Genomic DNA, 15,729 nt, shown 5'->3' with positions numbered 1-15,729 from the left:
ACCTGAAGCTGGCGTGTCTACCAATTTCACCATCTGGGCAGTATCGGCAACGCGTGTGCGTCGTCGATGGCGCGCACTATACGGAGCGTGTTTTTAACTGTAAACCCCTCACGAGAAAAAAACCGCTAAATTTCACGAGCGGTGCATTTCCGGGCTTCAAGAGGGGTCAAAAGGCTTCAGAAAAAGGCATTGGATGCTTGAAATTTCCCGTTTCATTACGCCTATGCCAAACTAACCCGCATATAGACAAGGTGAAAACTCTCTAATGGCCGATTGGCAGTCCCTCGATCCCGAGGCCGCTCGTGAAGCGGAAAAATACGAAAACCCTATTCCTAGCCGCGAACTGATCCTGGCGCATCTCGCCGATCGGGGTTCGCCTGCTAGCCGCGAGCAACTGGTCGAAGAGTTCGGTCTGACCACCGAAGACCAGCTCGAAGCCCTGCGCCGCCGTCTGCGCGCCATGGAGCGCGATGCGCAGTTGATCTACACCCGGCGCGGCACCTATGCGCCCGTGGACAAGCTTGACCTGATCCTGGGCCGCATCGCCGGTCACCGTGACGGTTTCGGCTTCCTGATCCCGGACGACGGCAGCGACGACCTGTTCATGAGCCCGGCGCAGATGCGTCTGGTGTTCGACGGTGACCGGGCTTTGGCCCGGGTTTCCGGCCTGGACCGCCGCGGCCGCCGTGAAGGCGTGATCGTCGAAGTGGTGTCCCGTGCCCACGAAAGCATCGTCGGCCGTTACTTTGAAGAAGGTGGCATCGGCTTTGTCGTCGCCGACAACCCGAAGATCCAGCAGGAAGTGCTGGTCACCCCGGGCCGCAATGCCAACGCCAAGGTCGGTCAGTTCGTCGAGGTGAAAATCACCCACTGGCCAACCCCGCGCTTCCAGCCCCAGGGCGATGTGGTGGAAGTGGTCGGCAACTACATGGCGCCGGGCATGGAAATCGATGTTGCCTTGCGCACCTACGACATTCCCCACGTCTGGCCCGAAGCGGTCCTGAAAGAAGCCGCCAAGCTCAAGCCGGAAGTCGAAGAGAAAGACAAAGAGAAGCGCATCGACCTGCGTCACCTGCCATTCGTCACCATTGATGGCGAAGACGCCCGGGACTTCGACGACGCGGTCTACTGCGAAGCCAAGCCTGGCAAGCTGCGCCTGTTCTCCGGCGGCTGGAAGTTGTACGTGGCGATTGCCGATGTTTCCAGCTACGTGAAACTCGGTTCGGCGCTGGACGCCGAAGCCCAGGTACGCGGCAACTCGGTGTACTTCCCCGAGCGCGTCGTACCGATGCTGCCAGAGCAACTGTCCAACGGTTTGTGCTCGCTCAATCCTCACGTCGATCGCCTGGCCATGGTTTGCGAGATGACCATCTCCAAATCCGGCGAGATGACCGACTACTGCTTCTACGAGGCGGTGATCCATTCCCACGCCCGCCTGACCTACAACAAGGTCAGCGCGATGCTGGAAACCCCGAAACTTGCCGAATCGCGCAAGCTTCGTGGCGAATACACCGATGTCGTGCCGCATCTCAAAGAGCTGTACTCGCTCTACAAAGTGCTGCTGGCGGCCCGTCACGTGCGTGGCGCGATCGATTTCGAAACTCAGGAAACCCGGATCATCTTCGGCTCCGAGCGCAAGATCGCCGAGATTCGTCCGACGGTGCGCAACGATGCCCACAAGCTGATCGAGGAATGCATGCTGGCCGCCAACGTCGCCACTGCTGAGTTCCTGAAGAAGCACGAGATTCCTGCGCTGTACCGGGTCCACGATGGCCCGCCGCCGGAGCGCCTGGAAAAACTGCGGGCCTTCCTCGGTGAGCTCGGCCTGTCCTTGCACAAAGGCAAGGACGGTCCGTCGCCCAAGGATTACCAGGCCCTGCTGGCCAGTATCAAGGATCGTCCGGATTTCCACCTGATCCAGACCGTGATGCTGCGCTCGTTGAGCCAGGCGGTATACAGCGCCGATAACCAGGGCCACTTCGGCCTGAATTACGAAGCTTATACCCACTTTACGTCGCCGATCCGTCGTTACCCTGACTTGCTCACGCATCGGGCGATCCGCAGCGTGATCCACTCGAAGATGGACACCCCGCACGTCAAACGTGCCGGTGCGATGACCATTCCCAAGGCGCGCATCTACCCCTACGACGAGGCGGCCCTGGAACAACTCGGCGAGCAATGCTCGATGAGCGAGCGCCGTGCCGATGAAGCGACTCGCGACGTAGTGAACTGGCTCAAGTGCGAGTTCATGAAGGATCGCGTGGGTGAGTCGTTCCCGGGCGTGATCACTGCCGTGACCGGTTTTGGCCTGTTCGTCGAACTGACCGACATCTACGTCGAAGGCCTGGTGCACGTCACCGCGCTGCCGGGCGATTACTACCACTTCGACCCCGTGCATCACCGCTTGGCGGGTGAGCGCACCGGTCGCAGCTTCCGTCTTGGCGATACGGTCGAAGTGCGGGTCATGCGCGTTGATCTCGACGAGCGCAAGATCGACTTCGAGATGGCGGAAAAAACCATCAGCGCGCCGATTGGCCGCAAGAAGCGCGGCACTGAAACTTCTGCGCCTGCGGCCAAGACCGCCGCCGAGCCTGCTGCGGCCAAGTCCGGGCGTCGCGGTCCGGCCAAGGAAAAGGCCGTCGAAGCCTATCGCCCAAGCGATGCGGCGGCAAAAAACGCCGAGCTGCGCAAAAGTCGTGAGATGAAACAGGCGTTGCTCGCCGAAGCCAAGAGCGGCGGTAAAGCGGCGTCTGGGGGAAAGACCGGACGGTCGGCGCCGGACAAGGCGACCGGCAAGCCGAGCAAACACCGTAAAGGCCCGCCGAAAGCGGGCTCGGCCCCAGCCAAGAGCGGCGGGGCGCGTAAACCCAAGGCCAAGTCATGAGTCAGTTGGAAAAAATCTACGGTGTGCATGCCGTGGAAGCATTGCTGCGTCACCATCCCAAGCGGGTCAAGCAGATCTGGCTGGCGGAAGGCCGCAGTGATCCGCGGGTCCAGACCCTGATCGAGCTGGCTGGCGAGAATCGCGTAGCGGTCGGCCAGGCCGAACGGCGGGAAATGGACGCCTGGGTCGAAGGTGTGCACCAGGGGGTGGTGGCTGAGGTCAGCCCGAGCCAGGTCTGGGGCGAGGCGATGCTCGACGAGTTGCTCGATCGCACCGAAGGCGCGCCATTGTTGCTGGTACTGGATGGCGTGACCGATCCTCACAACCTTGGCGCTTGCCTGCGTTCGGCCGATGCGGCGGGTGCATTGGCGGTGATCGTGCCTAAAGACAAGTCGGCGACGTTGACGCCGGTGGTGCGTAAAGTCGCCTGTGGCGCGGCGGAAGTGATCCCGTTGGTGGCCGTGACCAACCTGGCGCGTACCCTGGAGAAACTCCAGCAGCGTGGCCTGTGGGTGGTCGGCACGGCGGGCGAGGCCGAGGTCAGCATTTATGACCAGGACCTGACGGGCCCGACGATCCTGATCATGGGGGCCGAAGGCAAGGGCATGCGGCGCCTGACCCGCGAGCATTGCGATTACCTGGTCAAGCTGCCGATGGCCGGCAGTGTCAGCAGCCTCAACGTTTCGGTCGCGACCGGCGTGTGCCTGTTCGAGGCTCAGCGCCAGCGTAGCGTCAAGGTTGCTGCGGCCGCCAAGAAATCCTGATCCAGTTGTATTCCTGTGGGAGCGAGCCTGCTCGCGATAGCGGAGTGCCGTTCAACGCAAATGTTGAATGGAGCGCCCTCATCGCGAGCAGGCTCGCTCCCACAATGGTTTGTGTGGGTAAACATTGGGGTTGTTCAAATAATCACCAATCACCTTGCGCCGCCTTCGGCCCTTCTCTACAATTGCGCCCCTTGCTGTGATGGCAGGCACTTATGTGTCTAGCGTCCACAAGTCCATAAGTGTCATTCACTCCTTGTCTGACCGTTTTTGAGCGGCAGGCTACAACCCGTAAGGAGCATTCATGCGTCATTACGAAATCATCTTTTTGGTCCACCCGGATCAAAGCGAGCAAGTCGGCGGCATGGTTGAGCGTTACACCAAGCTGATCGAAGAAGACGGCGGCAAAATCCACCGTCTGGAAGATTGGGGCCGTCGTCAACTGGCCTATGCAATCAACAATGTTCACAAGGCTCACTACGTGATGCTGAACGTTGAATGCACCGGCAAGGCCCTGGCCGAGCTGGAAGACAACTTCCGCTACAACGATGCAGTGATCCGTAACCTGGTCATCCGTCGCGAAGAAGCCGTCACCGGCCAATCCGAGATGCTCAAGGCTGAAGAAAACCGCAGTGAGCGCCGTGAGCGTCGCGACCGTCCTGAGCACTCTGACAGCGCCGATGGCGATGACAGCGATAGCGACAGCGACAACAGCGATAACGCTGACGAGTAATCCACGGACCTTTTAAGGAGCCAATCACATGGCACGTTTCTTCCGTCGTCGTAAATTCTGCCGCTTCACCGCTGAAGACGTGAAAGAGATCGATTACAAAGATCTCAACACTCTGAAAGCCTACGTATCCGAGACCGGCAAAATCGTTCCAAGCCGTATCACCGGTACCAAAGCTCGTTATCAGCGTCAGCTGGCCACCGCTATCAAGCGCGCCCGCTTCCTGGCCCTGCTGGCCTACACCGACAGCCACGGCCGCTGAGACCGGGCAGTCGACACGTAGCAAAGGATTGAATGCATGCGCGCCTTAGCTGAGTTCATCATGCGCGGTCGTATGCAGGCCACTCTGGTAGTGGCTGGATGCGCGGCATTGCCGTTGTTGTATTGGTTGGGTGCTGCCGCGGTGAGTCTTGTACTCCTGCGGCGCGGATTGAAGGACGCCCTTGGCGTTCTTGCTCTGGGACTGCTGCCGGCTTTGCTCTGGTGGTTGTATTCCGCTGACCCGCGGGCACTGATGGTGCTGCTGGGGTCTTCGGCGCTGGCGTTGGTGTTGCGCGCAAGCGAATCCTGGAACCGCGTGCTGCTGGTCAGCATAGCGATGGGAGTGGTGTTTTCAGTGGTGCTCGGGGTGGCTTTCGCGCCCCAGATCGAGATGCTGTCGCAGGCTTTGATAAAAATCCTGCCCGAGGCCCTCGGTGATCTCTACCAGCAGATGTCGGTAGAGGAGCAAGCGCGTTTCGCGTCCCTGATCGCACCGGTCCTGACCGGCCTGATTGCGGCCTTGTTACAAATCGTCAGTGTGCTGAGCCTGATTATCGGGCGCTACTGGCAGGCGTTGTTGTACAACCCGGGTGGTTTTGGTCGCGAGTTTCGCGCCATCCGTTTCCCGCTTGGGCTGGCGATGTTGCTGCTGGCGGGCATGCTTCTGGGGCCGAACTTCGGTCCGCAGATGGCCATGCTCACGCCGTTGTGCAGTGTACCGCTGGTATTTGCCGCTCTGGCCCTGATTCACGGGCTGGTGGCGCAAAAGCGACTGGCCAGGTTCTGGCTGGTGGGGTTGTACGTCACGTTGTTGCTGTTCATGCAGCTGATCTATCCGTTGCTGGTGGTCCTGGCCATCGTCGACAGCCTGATTGATTTTCGCGGTCGTATGGCGCCGAAAGACGCCGACAACGCGAACGGTGAAGGTTAAAAGTTAGAGGATTTTCACATGCAACTGATCCTTCTGGAAAAAGTCACCAACCTGGGCAACCTGGGTGACAAAGTAAACGTTAAGGCCGGTTACGGTCGTAACTACCTGCTGCCTTACGGCAAAGCCACCGCTGCGACCGCTGCCAACCTGGCCGCGTTCGAAGAGCGTCGCGCTGAGCTGGAAAAAGCCGCAGCAGACCGTAAGACCTCGGCTGAAAGCCGTGCTGCCCAACTGGCCGAGCTGGAAGTGACCATCACTGCCACCGCTGGCGACGAAGGCAAGCTGTTCGGTTCGATCGGTACTCACGACATCGCTGACGCACTGACCGCCTCTGGCGTTGAAGTGTCGAAGAGCGAAGTTCGTCTGCCGAACGGCACCATCCGCAACGTAGGCGAATTCGACGTAGCCGTGCACCTGCACGCCGAAGTTGAAGCCACCGTACGCGTTGTCGTGGTAGCAGCTTAAGCAATACCTGTCGGCTGGCACCCTCGGGTACTAGTCGGTAACATCGGGCACGATCCTGTTTACAGGTCGTGCCCTTTGTCTTTCTGCAATTGCTGATTTTCAAAACCCCCTGCGTTTCCAAAAGAATCAAGTGGCCATGAACGAAATCACCGCTCCCGAGCAATACGATCTGCAAACCGCAGCCCTGAAGGTGCCTCCGCACTCCATCGAGGCCGAACAGGCCGTGCTCGGTGGTCTGATGCTGGACAACAACGCCTGGGAACGCGTGCTCGATCAAGTATCCGACGGCGATTTCTACCGACATGACCACCGCCTGATTTTCCGTGCCATCGCAAGATTGGCCGATCAGAACATGCCGATCGACGTGGTGACCCTGGCCGAGCAATTGGACAAGGAAGGCCAGACGTCTCAGGTTGGCGGCCTCGGTTACCTGGGTGAGTTGGCAAAAAACACGCCGTCTGTCGCCAACATCAAGGCCTATGCCCAGATCGTGCGCGAACGGGCGACCTTGCGCCAATTGATCGGTATCAGCACCGAAATCGCGGACAGCGCCTTCAACCCGGAAGGCCGAACCGCTGCCGAGATCCTCGATGAAGCGGAACGGCAAATCTTCCAGATCGCCGAGGCCCGGCCAAAAACCGGTGGCCCGGTGAGCGTCAACGATCTGCTGACCAAGGCCATCGACCGCATCGACACCCTGTTCAACACCGACAACGCCATCACCGGCCTGTCCACCGGCTACACCGACCTCGATGAGAAGACCAGCGGCCTGCAGCCATCGGACCTGATCATCGTCGCCGGCCGTCCGTCCATGGGTAAAACCACCTTTGCGATGAACCTGGTGGAAAACGCCGTGCTGCGCAGCGACAAGGCCGTACTGGTGTACTCCCTGGAGATGCCAGGTGAATCGCTGATCATGCGTATGCTCTCGTCCCTGGGACGTATCGACCAGACCAAGGTCCGTTCCGGCCAACTGGAAGATGACGACTGGCCGCGCCTGACTTCGGCGGTCAACCTGCTCAACGACCGCAAGCTGTTCATCGACGATACTGCCGGTATCAGCCCTTCGGAAATGCGCGCCCGGACCCGTCGCCTGGTGCGTGAGCACGGTGATATCGCGCTGATCATGATCGACTACCTGCAGTTGATGCAGATTCCGGGCTCCAGTGGCGACAACCGGACCAACGAGATTTCCGAAATCTCCCGTTCCCTCAAGGCCCTGGCCAAGGAATTCAACTGCCCGGTGGTGGCGCTCTCTCAGTTGAACCGTTCCCTGGAACAGCGCCCCAACAAACGCCCGGTGAACTCCGACTTGCGTGAATCCGGAGCGATCGAGCAGGACGCCGACGTGATCATGTTCGTCTACCGTGACGAGGTGTACCACCCGGAGACGGAGCACAAGGGCATCGCCGAAATCATCATCGGTAAGCAGCGTAACGGCCCGATCGGCTTCATTCGCCTGGCCTTTATTGGTAAATACACCCGATTCGAGAACCTGGCGCCGGGTAGCTACAATTTTGATGATGATGAGTAACCTGTTTGGCTCCTGTGGGAGCGAGCCCCTTCTCCAGAAGGTTGCACTTCCCCTGTGGGAGCGAGCTTGCTCGCGATAGCGGTGTAACCGTCAGCACATGCATTGAATGTGCTGGCCCTTTCGCGAGCAAGCTCGCTCCCACATTTGATGTGCGGTGCGCCACCGATTTCCGACCATAGCCGTCGGAATTGGTTAATTTTTGTGCTATATTCCGCGCCCGCGATTTTTCATCTTTTATACCGGTCATCGACATGCAAGCAGCCAAGCCGTTATTTGACTATCCCAAGTACTGGGCCGAATGTTTCGGCCCCGCGCCGTTCCTGCCCATGAGCAGGGAGGAGATGGATCAGCTCGGCTGGGATTCGTGCGACATCATCATCGTGACCGGTGATGCCTACGTCGATCACCCGTCGTTCGGCATGGCGATCATCGGTCGGCTGCTGGAAGCCCAGGGCTTTCGCGTCGGGATCATTGCCCAGCCAAACTGGCAGTCCAAAGACGACTTCATGAAGCTCGGCGAGCCGAACCTGTTTTTTGGCGTCGCGGCCGGCAACATGGACTCGATGATCAACCGCTACACCGCCGACAAGAAAATCCGTTCCGACGACGCCTACACCCCGGGTGGCATGGCGGGCAAGCGGCCGGACCGTGCGAGCCTGGTCTACAGCCAGCGCTGCAAGGAAGCCTACAAGCATGTGCCGATCGTGCTCGGCGGTATCGAAGCCTCCCTGCGCCGCATCGCCCATTACGATTACTGGCAGGACCGGGTGCGCAACTCGATCCTGATCGACGCCTGCGCCGACATCCTGCTCTACGGCAACGCCGAGCGGGCGATTGTCGAAGTCGCCCAGCGCCTGTCCTATGGCCACAAGATTGAAGACATCACCGATGTCCGTGGCACCGCGTTCATCCGCCGCGACACCCCGCAAGGCTGGTACGAGGTCGATTCCACCCGCATCGACCGCCCGGGCAAGATCGACAAGATCATCAACCCGTATGTGAACACCCAGGACACCGCTGCCTGCGCCATCGAGCAAGAGAAAGGTCCGGTTGAAGACCCGAGCGAAGCCAAGGTCGTGCAGATTCTGGCGAGCCCGCGCATGACTCGCGACAAGACCGTGATTCGTCTGCCGTCGGTGGAAAAGGTTCGTGGCGATGCGGTGCTCTACGCTCACGCCAACCGCGTGCTGCACCTGGAAACCAACCCGGGCAACGCCCGTGCTCTGGTGCAGAAGCATGGTGAAGTCGATGTCTGGTTCAACCCACCACCCATTCCGATGACCACTGAGGAAATGGACTACGTGTTTGGCATGCCTTACGCGCGTGTTCCGCACCCGGCGTACGGCAAGGAAAAGATCCCAGCCTACGAGATGATCCGTTTCTCGGTGAACATCATGCGTGGCTGCTTTGGCGGCTGCACCTTCTGCTCGATCACCGAGCACGAAGGCCGGATCATCCAGAACCGCTCTGAAGAATCGATCATTCGCGAGATTGAAGAGATCCGCGACAAGGTCCCGGGCTTCACCGGCGTCATTTCCGACCTCGGCGGCCCGACCGCGAACATGTACCGCATTGCCTGCAAGAGCCCGGAAATCGAATCCGCGTGCCGCAAGCCATCCTGTGTGTTCCCTGGGATCTGCCCGAACCTCAATACCGACCATTCTTCGCTCATCCAGCTGTACCGCAGCGCCCGGGCATTGCCTGGGGTGAAGAAGATCCTGATTGCTTCTGGCCTGCGTTACGACCTGGCAGTCGAGTCGCCGGAATACGTCAAGGAACTGGTAACCCACCACGTGGGTGGTTACCTGAAGATCGCCCCGGAACATACCGAGGAAGGTCCGCTCAACCAGATGATGAAACCGGGCATCGGCAGCTATGACAAATTCAAGCGGATGTTCGAGAAGTACACCAAGGAAGCCGGCAAAGAGCAGTACCTGATTCCATACTTCATCGCCGCCCACCCGGGCACCACCGACGAAGACATGATGAACCTGGCGCTGTGGCTCAAGGGCAACGGTTTCCGCGCTGACCAGGTGCAGGCGTTCTATCCGTCGCCGATGGCCACCGCCACGGCCATGTACCATTCGGGCAAGAACCCGCTGCGCAAGGTCACCTACAAGAGCGACGCGGTGACCATCGTCAAGAGCGAGGAGCAGCGCCGCCTGCACAAGGCCTTCTTGCGTTATCACGACCCCAAGGGCTGGCCGATGCTGCGCGAAGCGCTGACCCGCATGGGCCGCGCCGACCTGATCGGGCCGGGCAAGAATCAATTGATTCCGTTGCACCAGCCAGCCACCGACAGCTACCAGAGCGCCCGTCGCAAGAACTCGACGCCGGCTGGCAGCCACAAGGTAGGCAAGGAAACCACCAAGATCCTGACCCAGCACACCGGTCTGCCACCGCGCGCGAGCGACGGCGGCAACCCGTGGGACAAGCGCGAGCAGGCCAAGGCCGCGGCATTCGCCCGCAACCAGCAGGCCGCCAAGGAGCGCAAGGACGCCGCCAAGGGCAAAGGGCCGAAACCGGCGCGCAAGCCAGTCGTACCGCGCTGATCGCCAAGCCACATTGCAAACGCCAGCTTAAAAGCTGGCGTTTTGCTTTCTAGCGGCTGTGCTACTCGTTTGCTATCGTGGCGACCGCCAATGCCAGTCAGTTCCGTGCAATAAAGCCAAACACCGCTCTTGTCAGTGTTGGCCCTGGGAGGGCCCGGCTTGCCCACAATCACGGCCACACAGGCAATAAAGTTCTCACCCTCGGATTTTCAAGGACGATTCATATGAGTACCCCTTTACCGGGTATCGGCATGGACTACAGCCCCTCCCAGTTCATGGCCCGCCAACGCATCGAAAGCCAGATCAACCTGCCGCGCCTGTTCGCGGCCATCGACGCCGATCCCAGTATCGTCGGCGCTGGCGTGGTGTACATCGATGCCGAATTCAACGTGGTGACCCTGCGCGAGTTCAAGCCGATTTGCAGTATCAAGCCCAAGCGGATCATCTTGCGCGAGGCGCAGAAGTACATTGCGCCGGCTCAGTTTGCTGATCAGGTAAAGAACAACCCGCGTGAGTCTCGTTTAGTGGGAGAGGCTGTCAATACGACGTTATCCTGCGCTGGCGCCATTCTGGGCTGGATTGTGGTTTTCAGTGGCACGATCGCAGTTCCATTTACAGCGGGTGCAAGCCTGGTTGTCACAGCCGTGGGGGCAACCGCCGCCGCTGCCAGTACTGCGCAGTGCGTGGTTGGGAGCATGCGTACCTACAACGAACTCAACGATCCAGCAGCTAATGATGATATGGACAGTGAGGACTGGTATCGCTACGCAATGCCAGTGTTGGATGCCGCGTCATTGCTGGGAGCCGGGGCATCCACTTTAACAACGCTCAAACTCTTGCAAGCGAGGAAGGTCTCGACTGGCAGGAGTTGGTACGAGCTTTCCAAAGGTTTGACTCGTCAGCAAAGAAAGGCATTGACCAAAGAGTTGTTAACACTGAAGGACCCAAGCCTGACTAACAAACTATTGAAGCTTCGCCAGCGTTCGGGGACGCTTGCAAAGCGTTTCACGGCTACCCAGATCAATCACGCGACCGTGACCCAGATTCGCGACTCTCTGGGGGCCGCCATCGGCTTAACGGGCAGTAGCTTGTCTGGGAACCTGAAGACAATTGCCGTGGGGCTGTATGAGGAAGTTGAATAATGGACCGCAAGCATTCATTGAACGCTTTCCTCGCTCATTATTTTCCAACCTTCATCTGCGCTTTTTTTCTAGCCTGTTTCGCGGTTTCCGCTTCAATTTCATTAGTCTCTAGCACTTACTTTCGAGGCGATCCTGAACGGGCCAAGTATTCTTTTCTGGTTGCGCTGATCCTCTCTCTGCTCTTGGCGTTGAGCCATTTCGTCATGATCAGGGGGAGGTCATGGGGTGTTCGTGCCATCGTTGTGTTCTATCTGGCGTGTCTCTTCACGGTCCTCCCCACCTACGGCTACAAGCCGCATCCTTTTGCCTATGTGACGGGGTTGTTGTTCCCGTTGCTGGGGCTGCTATTGCTCAACAGCAAGCGCCATCGAGAGATGCGCCAGAAATTGTTGGAGTTGCGCGAGGAGCGTATGGCGATAAGGTCTGCCGTCCGTCTGCAGAAGAAAAGGAAAGGACGCTAGATGGAAAACTATGCGACTTTCATCCATTTTATGAAGCGCTACTTTCCGACCTTCATCGCGACGATATTCGTGGCGAAAAAATATCGTGTTTACTCGCACTCTTTGCTCTTCTCGACAGTTTTTTTGTGCGCGCTACGTTGTCGAGCCAAGCGAAAATTTCCGCTGTATGCATTGCTATTTGTACGTTGGTTCTGGTCCATAGCAACTTTATGGTCGCGCGCGGCAGAGCGGGTTGGGTCTGGGTGTTTGCCGGGCTCTTTGTGGCCTGTCTGTTGTGTGTCTTGCCGACTATTGGTTATCGCCCGAATCGATTCGTTTATGCGGCGGGTCTGTTTTTTCCATTGCTCGGGCTGCTACTGCTCAACAGCAAACGTCACCGCGAAATGCGCAGCAAGCTGGTAGAAGTCCGCCGCCAACGCGAACTCTTCATCCAGGCCGCCAAAGCCTCCCGCTCACGGCGTTGAGTCGATTCGCTACCGCCGCTGCCACATTTATGTGCTTAGCTTTGCACCCGAATGCGAGCATCGCGCGCTTTTAGTGCTCTACTGCCTTGAGTAGACGAAGAAAGTGTCCGGCTTGCCTGCATGGCATAAGTCTTGCGCCGCTTTCGATAACGCCCAGGCTCGCAGGAGGTACGTCGTGTCGATTCACGTCGCATTGCACCATGTCACGCATTACCGGTACGACCGCGCTGTCGAGCTCGGTCCGCAGATCGTTCGCCTGCGCCCGGCGGCCCACAGCCGCACGCGCATTCTTTCTTATGCGCTGAAGGTCGCGCCCGATCAGCACTTCATCAACTGGCAGCAGGATCCCCAGGGCAATTACCTGGCGCGGTTGGTGTTTCCCGAGAGAACCCGGGAGCTGCGCATTGAAGTCGATCTGCTGGCTGAAATGGCGGTGTTCAATCCGTTCGACTTTTTCCTGGAACCCTACGCGGAAAAAATCCCGTTCACCTATGCCGCCGATGAGCGCAAGGAGTTGGCGCCTTACCTTGAAACCCTGCCGTTGACGCCGAGATTCCAAGCCTATCTGGACGGCATCGACCGCACGCCGTTGCCGGCGGTGGATTTCCTGGTGGCGCTCAACCAGCGCCTGAGCGAAGACATCAACTACCTGATCCGTATGGAACCGGGCGTCCAGACCCCGGAGCACACCCTGGAGCATGCGTCCGGTTCCTGCCGCGACTCGGCCTGGTTGCTGGTGCAGTTGTTGCGCAACCTTGGCCTGGCCGCGCGGTTCGTTTCCGGTTACCTGATCCAGTTGACCGCCGACGTGAAAAGCCTCGACGGTCCGTCCGGTACCGAGGTGGATTTCACCGACTTGCATGCCTGGTGCGAGGTCTACCTGCCCGGTGCCGGCTGGATCGGCCTGGATGCGACGTCCGGGTTGTTCGCCGGTGAAGGGCATATCCCGTTGGCCTGTAGTCCCGATCCGTCCTCGGCGGCGCCCATCAGTGGCTTGGTGGAACCGTGCGAGTGCGAATTCAGCCACGAAATGTCCGTCGAGCGGATCTGGGAAGCGCCACGGGTCACCAAGCCCTACACCGAAGAGCAGTGGCTGGCGATTCAGGCGTTGGGCCGGAAAATTGATGCCGACCTGCTGGAAGGCGATGTGCGCCTGACCATGGGGGGCGAACCGACCTTCGTCTCGATTGATGACCCGGACGGCGCCGAATGGAACACCGCCGCGCTGGGGCCGGACAAACGTCGCCTCTCCGCCGAGCTGTTCCAGCGCATGCGCAAGCATTATGCGCCCCAGGGGCTTGTGCATTTTGGCCAGGGCAAGTGGTACCCCGGTGAGCAGTTGCCGCGCTGGTCGCTCAACTGCTATTGGCGGCGTGACGGAGTGCCGATCTGGCACAACAGTGCGTTGATCGCTGACGAGCAGCAGGACTACGGCGCCGACGGCGAAATGGCCGGGCGCTTTCTGACAAGCGTTGCCGAGCGTTTGAAAATTCCTGCGCGATTCGTGTTCCCAGCCTACGAGGACAATTTCTATTACCTCTGGCGCGAAGGTGCATTGCCATCGAACGTCACGGCCCAGGACCCCCGCCTGGAAGATGCTTTGGAGCGGGAACGGTTGCGCAAGGTCTTCAGTCAGGGCCTGGATAAAGTGATCGGGCAGGTCCTGCCGCTGGCGCGTACCGCCAAGGGCGATCAATGGCAAAGCGGTCGATGGTACCTGCGCGATAGTCACTGCCGGTTGGTACCGGGGGATTCGCCCCTGGGCTATCGCCTGCCATTGGCTTCCCAGCCCTGGGTGACAGCGGCCGAATACCCCTTCATTCATCCCACCGACCCGAACCAGGACCTGCCGGTGCTGCCCGATGCCGAACGCCTGGCCCGTCATGGTGAGCCGGCAACCGAGCAGGATCGTGCCCCGCAGATTGACGAATCCGCCGACTGGCTGACCCGCACGGCGTTTTGTGCCGAGGCTCGCGAGGGGCGTTTGTACCTGTTCATGCCGCCCCTGGAGCGGGTCGAGGATTATCTGGAACTGGTCAGCGCCATCGAAGCGACAGCCGAGGAGCTGCATTGCCCGGTACTGTTGGAAGGCTACGAGCCGCCGAGCGACCCGCGCCTGAGTAACTTTCGCATCACCCCCGATCCGGGTGTGATCGAGGTTAACGTGCAGCCGTCCGCGACCTGGGATGAACTGGTCGAGCGCACCGAGTTTCTTTACGAAGAGGCGCGACAGACCCGGCTGACCACCGAGAAATTCATGATCGACGGTCGGCACACCGGCACCGGTGGTGGCAACCATTTCGTACTAGGGGGCGCAACCCCGGCCGACTCTCCCTTTCTACGGCGCCCTGACCTGCTGCGCAGTCTCATCAGCTACTGGCATAACCACCCGTCGTTGTCCTACCTGTTTTCCGGCTTGTTCATCGGCCCGACGTCCCAGGCGCCCCGGGTGGACGAAGCGCGCAACGATGCGTTGTATGAGCTGGAAATTGCCTTCGCACAAATGCCGCAACCTGGCGAAGAGTGCCCGCCCTGGCTGGTTGATCGGCTGTTGCGCAATCTGTTGATCGACGTGACCGGCAACACCCATCGTGCCGAATTTTGCATCGACAAGCTCTATTCGCCGGACGGCGCCACCGGGCGTCTCGGTCTATTGGAGCTGCGGGCTTTTGAAATGCCGCCCCACGCCCGTATGAGCCTGGCCCAGCAGCTATTGCTGCGGGCGCTGGTGGCGCGGTTCTGGCGTGAGCCCTACCTGCCTGCGAAGCTGGCGCGGTGGGGGACCGAACTGCATGACCGCTTCCTGTTGCCGCATTTTATCGAACAGGATTTTGCCGACGTCATCAATGAACTGAACGCCGCCGGTTACCCGCTGCGGGCCGAATGGTTCGCCGCGCACCTGGAGTTTCGTTTTCCCAAGGTGGGTGATTACGCGGTCAGCGGCATCGAACTGCAATTGCGCCAGGCCCTTGAACCCTGGCATGTACTGGGAGAAGAGGGGGCAGCGGGCGGCACCGTGCGGTATGTGGACTCTTCTCTTGAACGTTTGCAGGTCAAGCTTAGCGGCCTGGCGCCGCAACGGTATCTGCTGACCTGCAACGGTGTTCCGGTGCCGCTTCAAGCCACCGGCCGGGTCGGCGAATTTGTCGCCGGGGTGCGTTTTCGCGCCTGGCAACCGGCCAACTGCCTGCAGCCGACCATTGCGGTCCATGCGCCGTTGGTCTTCGATTTACTCGACACCTGGACGCAACGTTCGGTGGGGGGGTGCCAGTATCATGTGGCCCATCCGGGGGGACGTAATTACGACAGCCTGCCGGTGAATGCCAATGAGGCGGAGAGCCGGCGAATGGCGCGTTTTTTCCGTCTCGGACACACGCCTGGGAAACTTCCGATACCTCACCTGACAGTGGACGACGAGTTTCCCCTCACGCTCGATCTGCGACGTTTTTGAGAGCGCTCCCTAAGTCGTACACGACACCCGGATATTTCAACTATCCGGGTGTCATGCGCTTGCGCTAGTCTCACGTTTCATTGCTGTCTGCCG

At 59.7% G+C, this 15,729-nt stretch carries 12 protein-coding genes; all 12 read left to right on the top strand.

The window, feature by feature from the left end:
• The first annotated feature begins 265 nt into the window (after positions 1-265).
• The 12 genes from rnr (at position 266) to MKS85_RS21780 (ending at position 15,636) form a co-directional block, all read left to right on the top strand.
• Positions 266-2,884: a ribonuclease R gene (gene rnr / locus MKS85_RS21835; RefSeq protein WP_047227316.1), complete on the top strand. Its 2,619-nt coding sequence runs from the start codon at positions 266-268 to the stop codon at positions 2,882-2,884.
• Positions 2,881-3,648, top strand: a complete 768-nt coding sequence (rlmB, locus tag MKS85_RS21830) for a 23S rRNA (guanosine(2251)-2'-O)-methyltransferase RlmB (RefSeq protein ID WP_107321462.1) — start codon at positions 2,881-2,883, stop codon at positions 3,646-3,648. Before rnr ends, rlmB begins: the two co-directional genes overlap by 4 nt.
• 301 nt (positions 3,649-3,949) lie before the next feature.
• Positions 3,950-4,378, top strand: coding sequence for a 30S ribosomal protein S6 (gene rpsF / locus MKS85_RS21825; RefSeq protein ID WP_003186395.1), 429 nt, complete (start codon positions 3,950-3,952; stop codon positions 4,376-4,378).
• Positions 4,379-4,406: 28 nt separating this feature from the next.
• Positions 4,407-4,637 carry a 30S ribosomal protein S18 gene (gene rpsR, locus MKS85_RS21820; protein ID WP_002551829.1) on the top strand — a complete coding sequence of 77 codons (231 nt, stop codon included), beginning with the start codon at positions 4,407-4,409 and terminating at the stop codon, positions 4,635-4,637.
• 36 nt (positions 4,638-4,673) lie between these two features.
• Positions 4,674-5,567 (top strand): hypothetical protein, encoded by an 894-nt coding sequence (locus MKS85_RS21815; protein WP_047227318.1) that lies wholly within the window; start codon positions 4,674-4,676, stop codon positions 5,565-5,567.
• Positions 5,568-5,585: 18 nt separating this feature from the next.
• The gene (gene rplI / locus MKS85_RS21810; RefSeq protein ID WP_047227319.1) at positions 5,586-6,032 is read left to right on the top strand and encodes a 50S ribosomal protein L9; all 447 of its coding nucleotides are present in this window, start codon (positions 5,586-5,588) and stop codon (positions 6,030-6,032) included.
• Positions 6,033-6,168: 136 nt separating this feature from the next.
• On the top strand, positions 6,169-7,566 hold the full coding sequence (gene dnaB, locus MKS85_RS21805; RefSeq protein ID WP_027911801.1) for a replicative DNA helicase: 1,398 nt from the start codon (positions 6,169-6,171) through the stop codon (positions 7,564-7,566).
• Positions 7,567-7,817: 251 nt separating this feature from the next.
• The gene (locus MKS85_RS21800; RefSeq protein ID WP_047227320.1) at positions 7,818-10,118 is read left to right on the top strand and encodes a YgiQ family radical SAM protein; all 2,301 of its coding nucleotides are present in this window, start codon (positions 7,818-7,820) and stop codon (positions 10,116-10,118) included.
• Between the two features lie 224 nt (positions 10,119-10,342).
• The gene (locus MKS85_RS21795; protein ID WP_047227321.1) at positions 10,343-11,260 is read left to right on the top strand and encodes a hypothetical protein; all 918 of its coding nucleotides are present in this window, start codon (positions 10,343-10,345) and stop codon (positions 11,258-11,260) included.
• Positions 11,260-11,721, top strand: a complete 462-nt coding sequence (locus tag MKS85_RS21790) for a hypothetical protein (protein ID WP_188252152.1) — start codon at positions 11,260-11,262, stop codon at positions 11,719-11,721. Before MKS85_RS21795 ends, MKS85_RS21790 begins: the two co-directional genes overlap by 1 nt.
• A gap of 125 nt (positions 11,722-11,846) precedes the next feature.
• Positions 11,847-12,185 carry a hypothetical protein gene (locus MKS85_RS21785; RefSeq protein WP_409078024.1) on the top strand — a complete coding sequence of 113 codons (339 nt, stop codon included), beginning with the start codon at positions 11,847-11,849 and terminating at the stop codon, positions 12,183-12,185.
• Between the two features lie 175 nt (positions 12,186-12,360).
• Positions 12,361-15,636, top strand: coding sequence for a DUF2126 domain-containing protein (locus MKS85_RS21780; RefSeq protein ID WP_188252151.1), 3,276 nt, complete (start codon positions 12,361-12,363; stop codon positions 15,634-15,636).
• Positions 15,637-15,729: the final 93 nt, after the last annotated feature.

This window comes from Pseudomonas sp. JL2 (assembly GCF_031570495.1).
GTDB classification, from domain to species: Bacteria; Pseudomonadota; Gammaproteobacteria; order Pseudomonadales; family Pseudomonadaceae; genus Aquipseudomonas; species Aquipseudomonas rhizophila.
This window is presented reverse-complemented; position numbering and strand designations above follow the sequence as displayed.

Excerpts from the sequence above, each read along its gene's own strand:
- rnr (WP_047227316.1), top strand. The coding sequence starts at position 266 with ATGGCCGATTGGCAGTCCCTCGATCCCGAGGCCGCTCGTGAAGCGGAA.
- rlmB (WP_107321462.1), top strand. The coding sequence starts at position 2,881 with ATGAGTCAGTTGGAAAAAATCTACGGTGTGCATGCCGTGGAAGCATTG.
- rpsF (WP_003186395.1), top strand. The coding sequence starts at position 3,950 with ATGCGTCATTACGAAATCATCTTTTTGGTCCACCCGGATCAAAGCGAG.
- rpsR (WP_002551829.1), top strand. The coding sequence starts at position 4,407 with ATGGCACGTTTCTTCCGTCGTCGTAAATTCTGCCGCTTCACCGCTGAA.
- MKS85_RS21815 (WP_047227318.1), top strand. The coding sequence starts at position 4,674 with ATGCGCGCCTTAGCTGAGTTCATCATGCGCGGTCGTATGCAGGCCACT.
- rplI (WP_047227319.1), top strand. The coding sequence starts at position 5,586 with ATGCAACTGATCCTTCTGGAAAAAGTCACCAACCTGGGCAACCTGGGT.
- dnaB (WP_027911801.1), top strand. The coding sequence starts at position 6,169 with ATGAACGAAATCACCGCTCCCGAGCAATACGATCTGCAAACCGCAGCC.
- MKS85_RS21800 (WP_047227320.1), top strand. The coding sequence starts at position 7,818 with ATGCAAGCAGCCAAGCCGTTATTTGACTATCCCAAGTACTGGGCCGAA.
- MKS85_RS21795 (WP_047227321.1), top strand. The coding sequence starts at position 10,343 with ATGAGTACCCCTTTACCGGGTATCGGCATGGACTACAGCCCCTCCCAG.
- MKS85_RS21790 (WP_188252152.1), top strand. The coding sequence starts at position 11,260 with ATGGACCGCAAGCATTCATTGAACGCTTTCCTCGCTCATTATTTTCCA.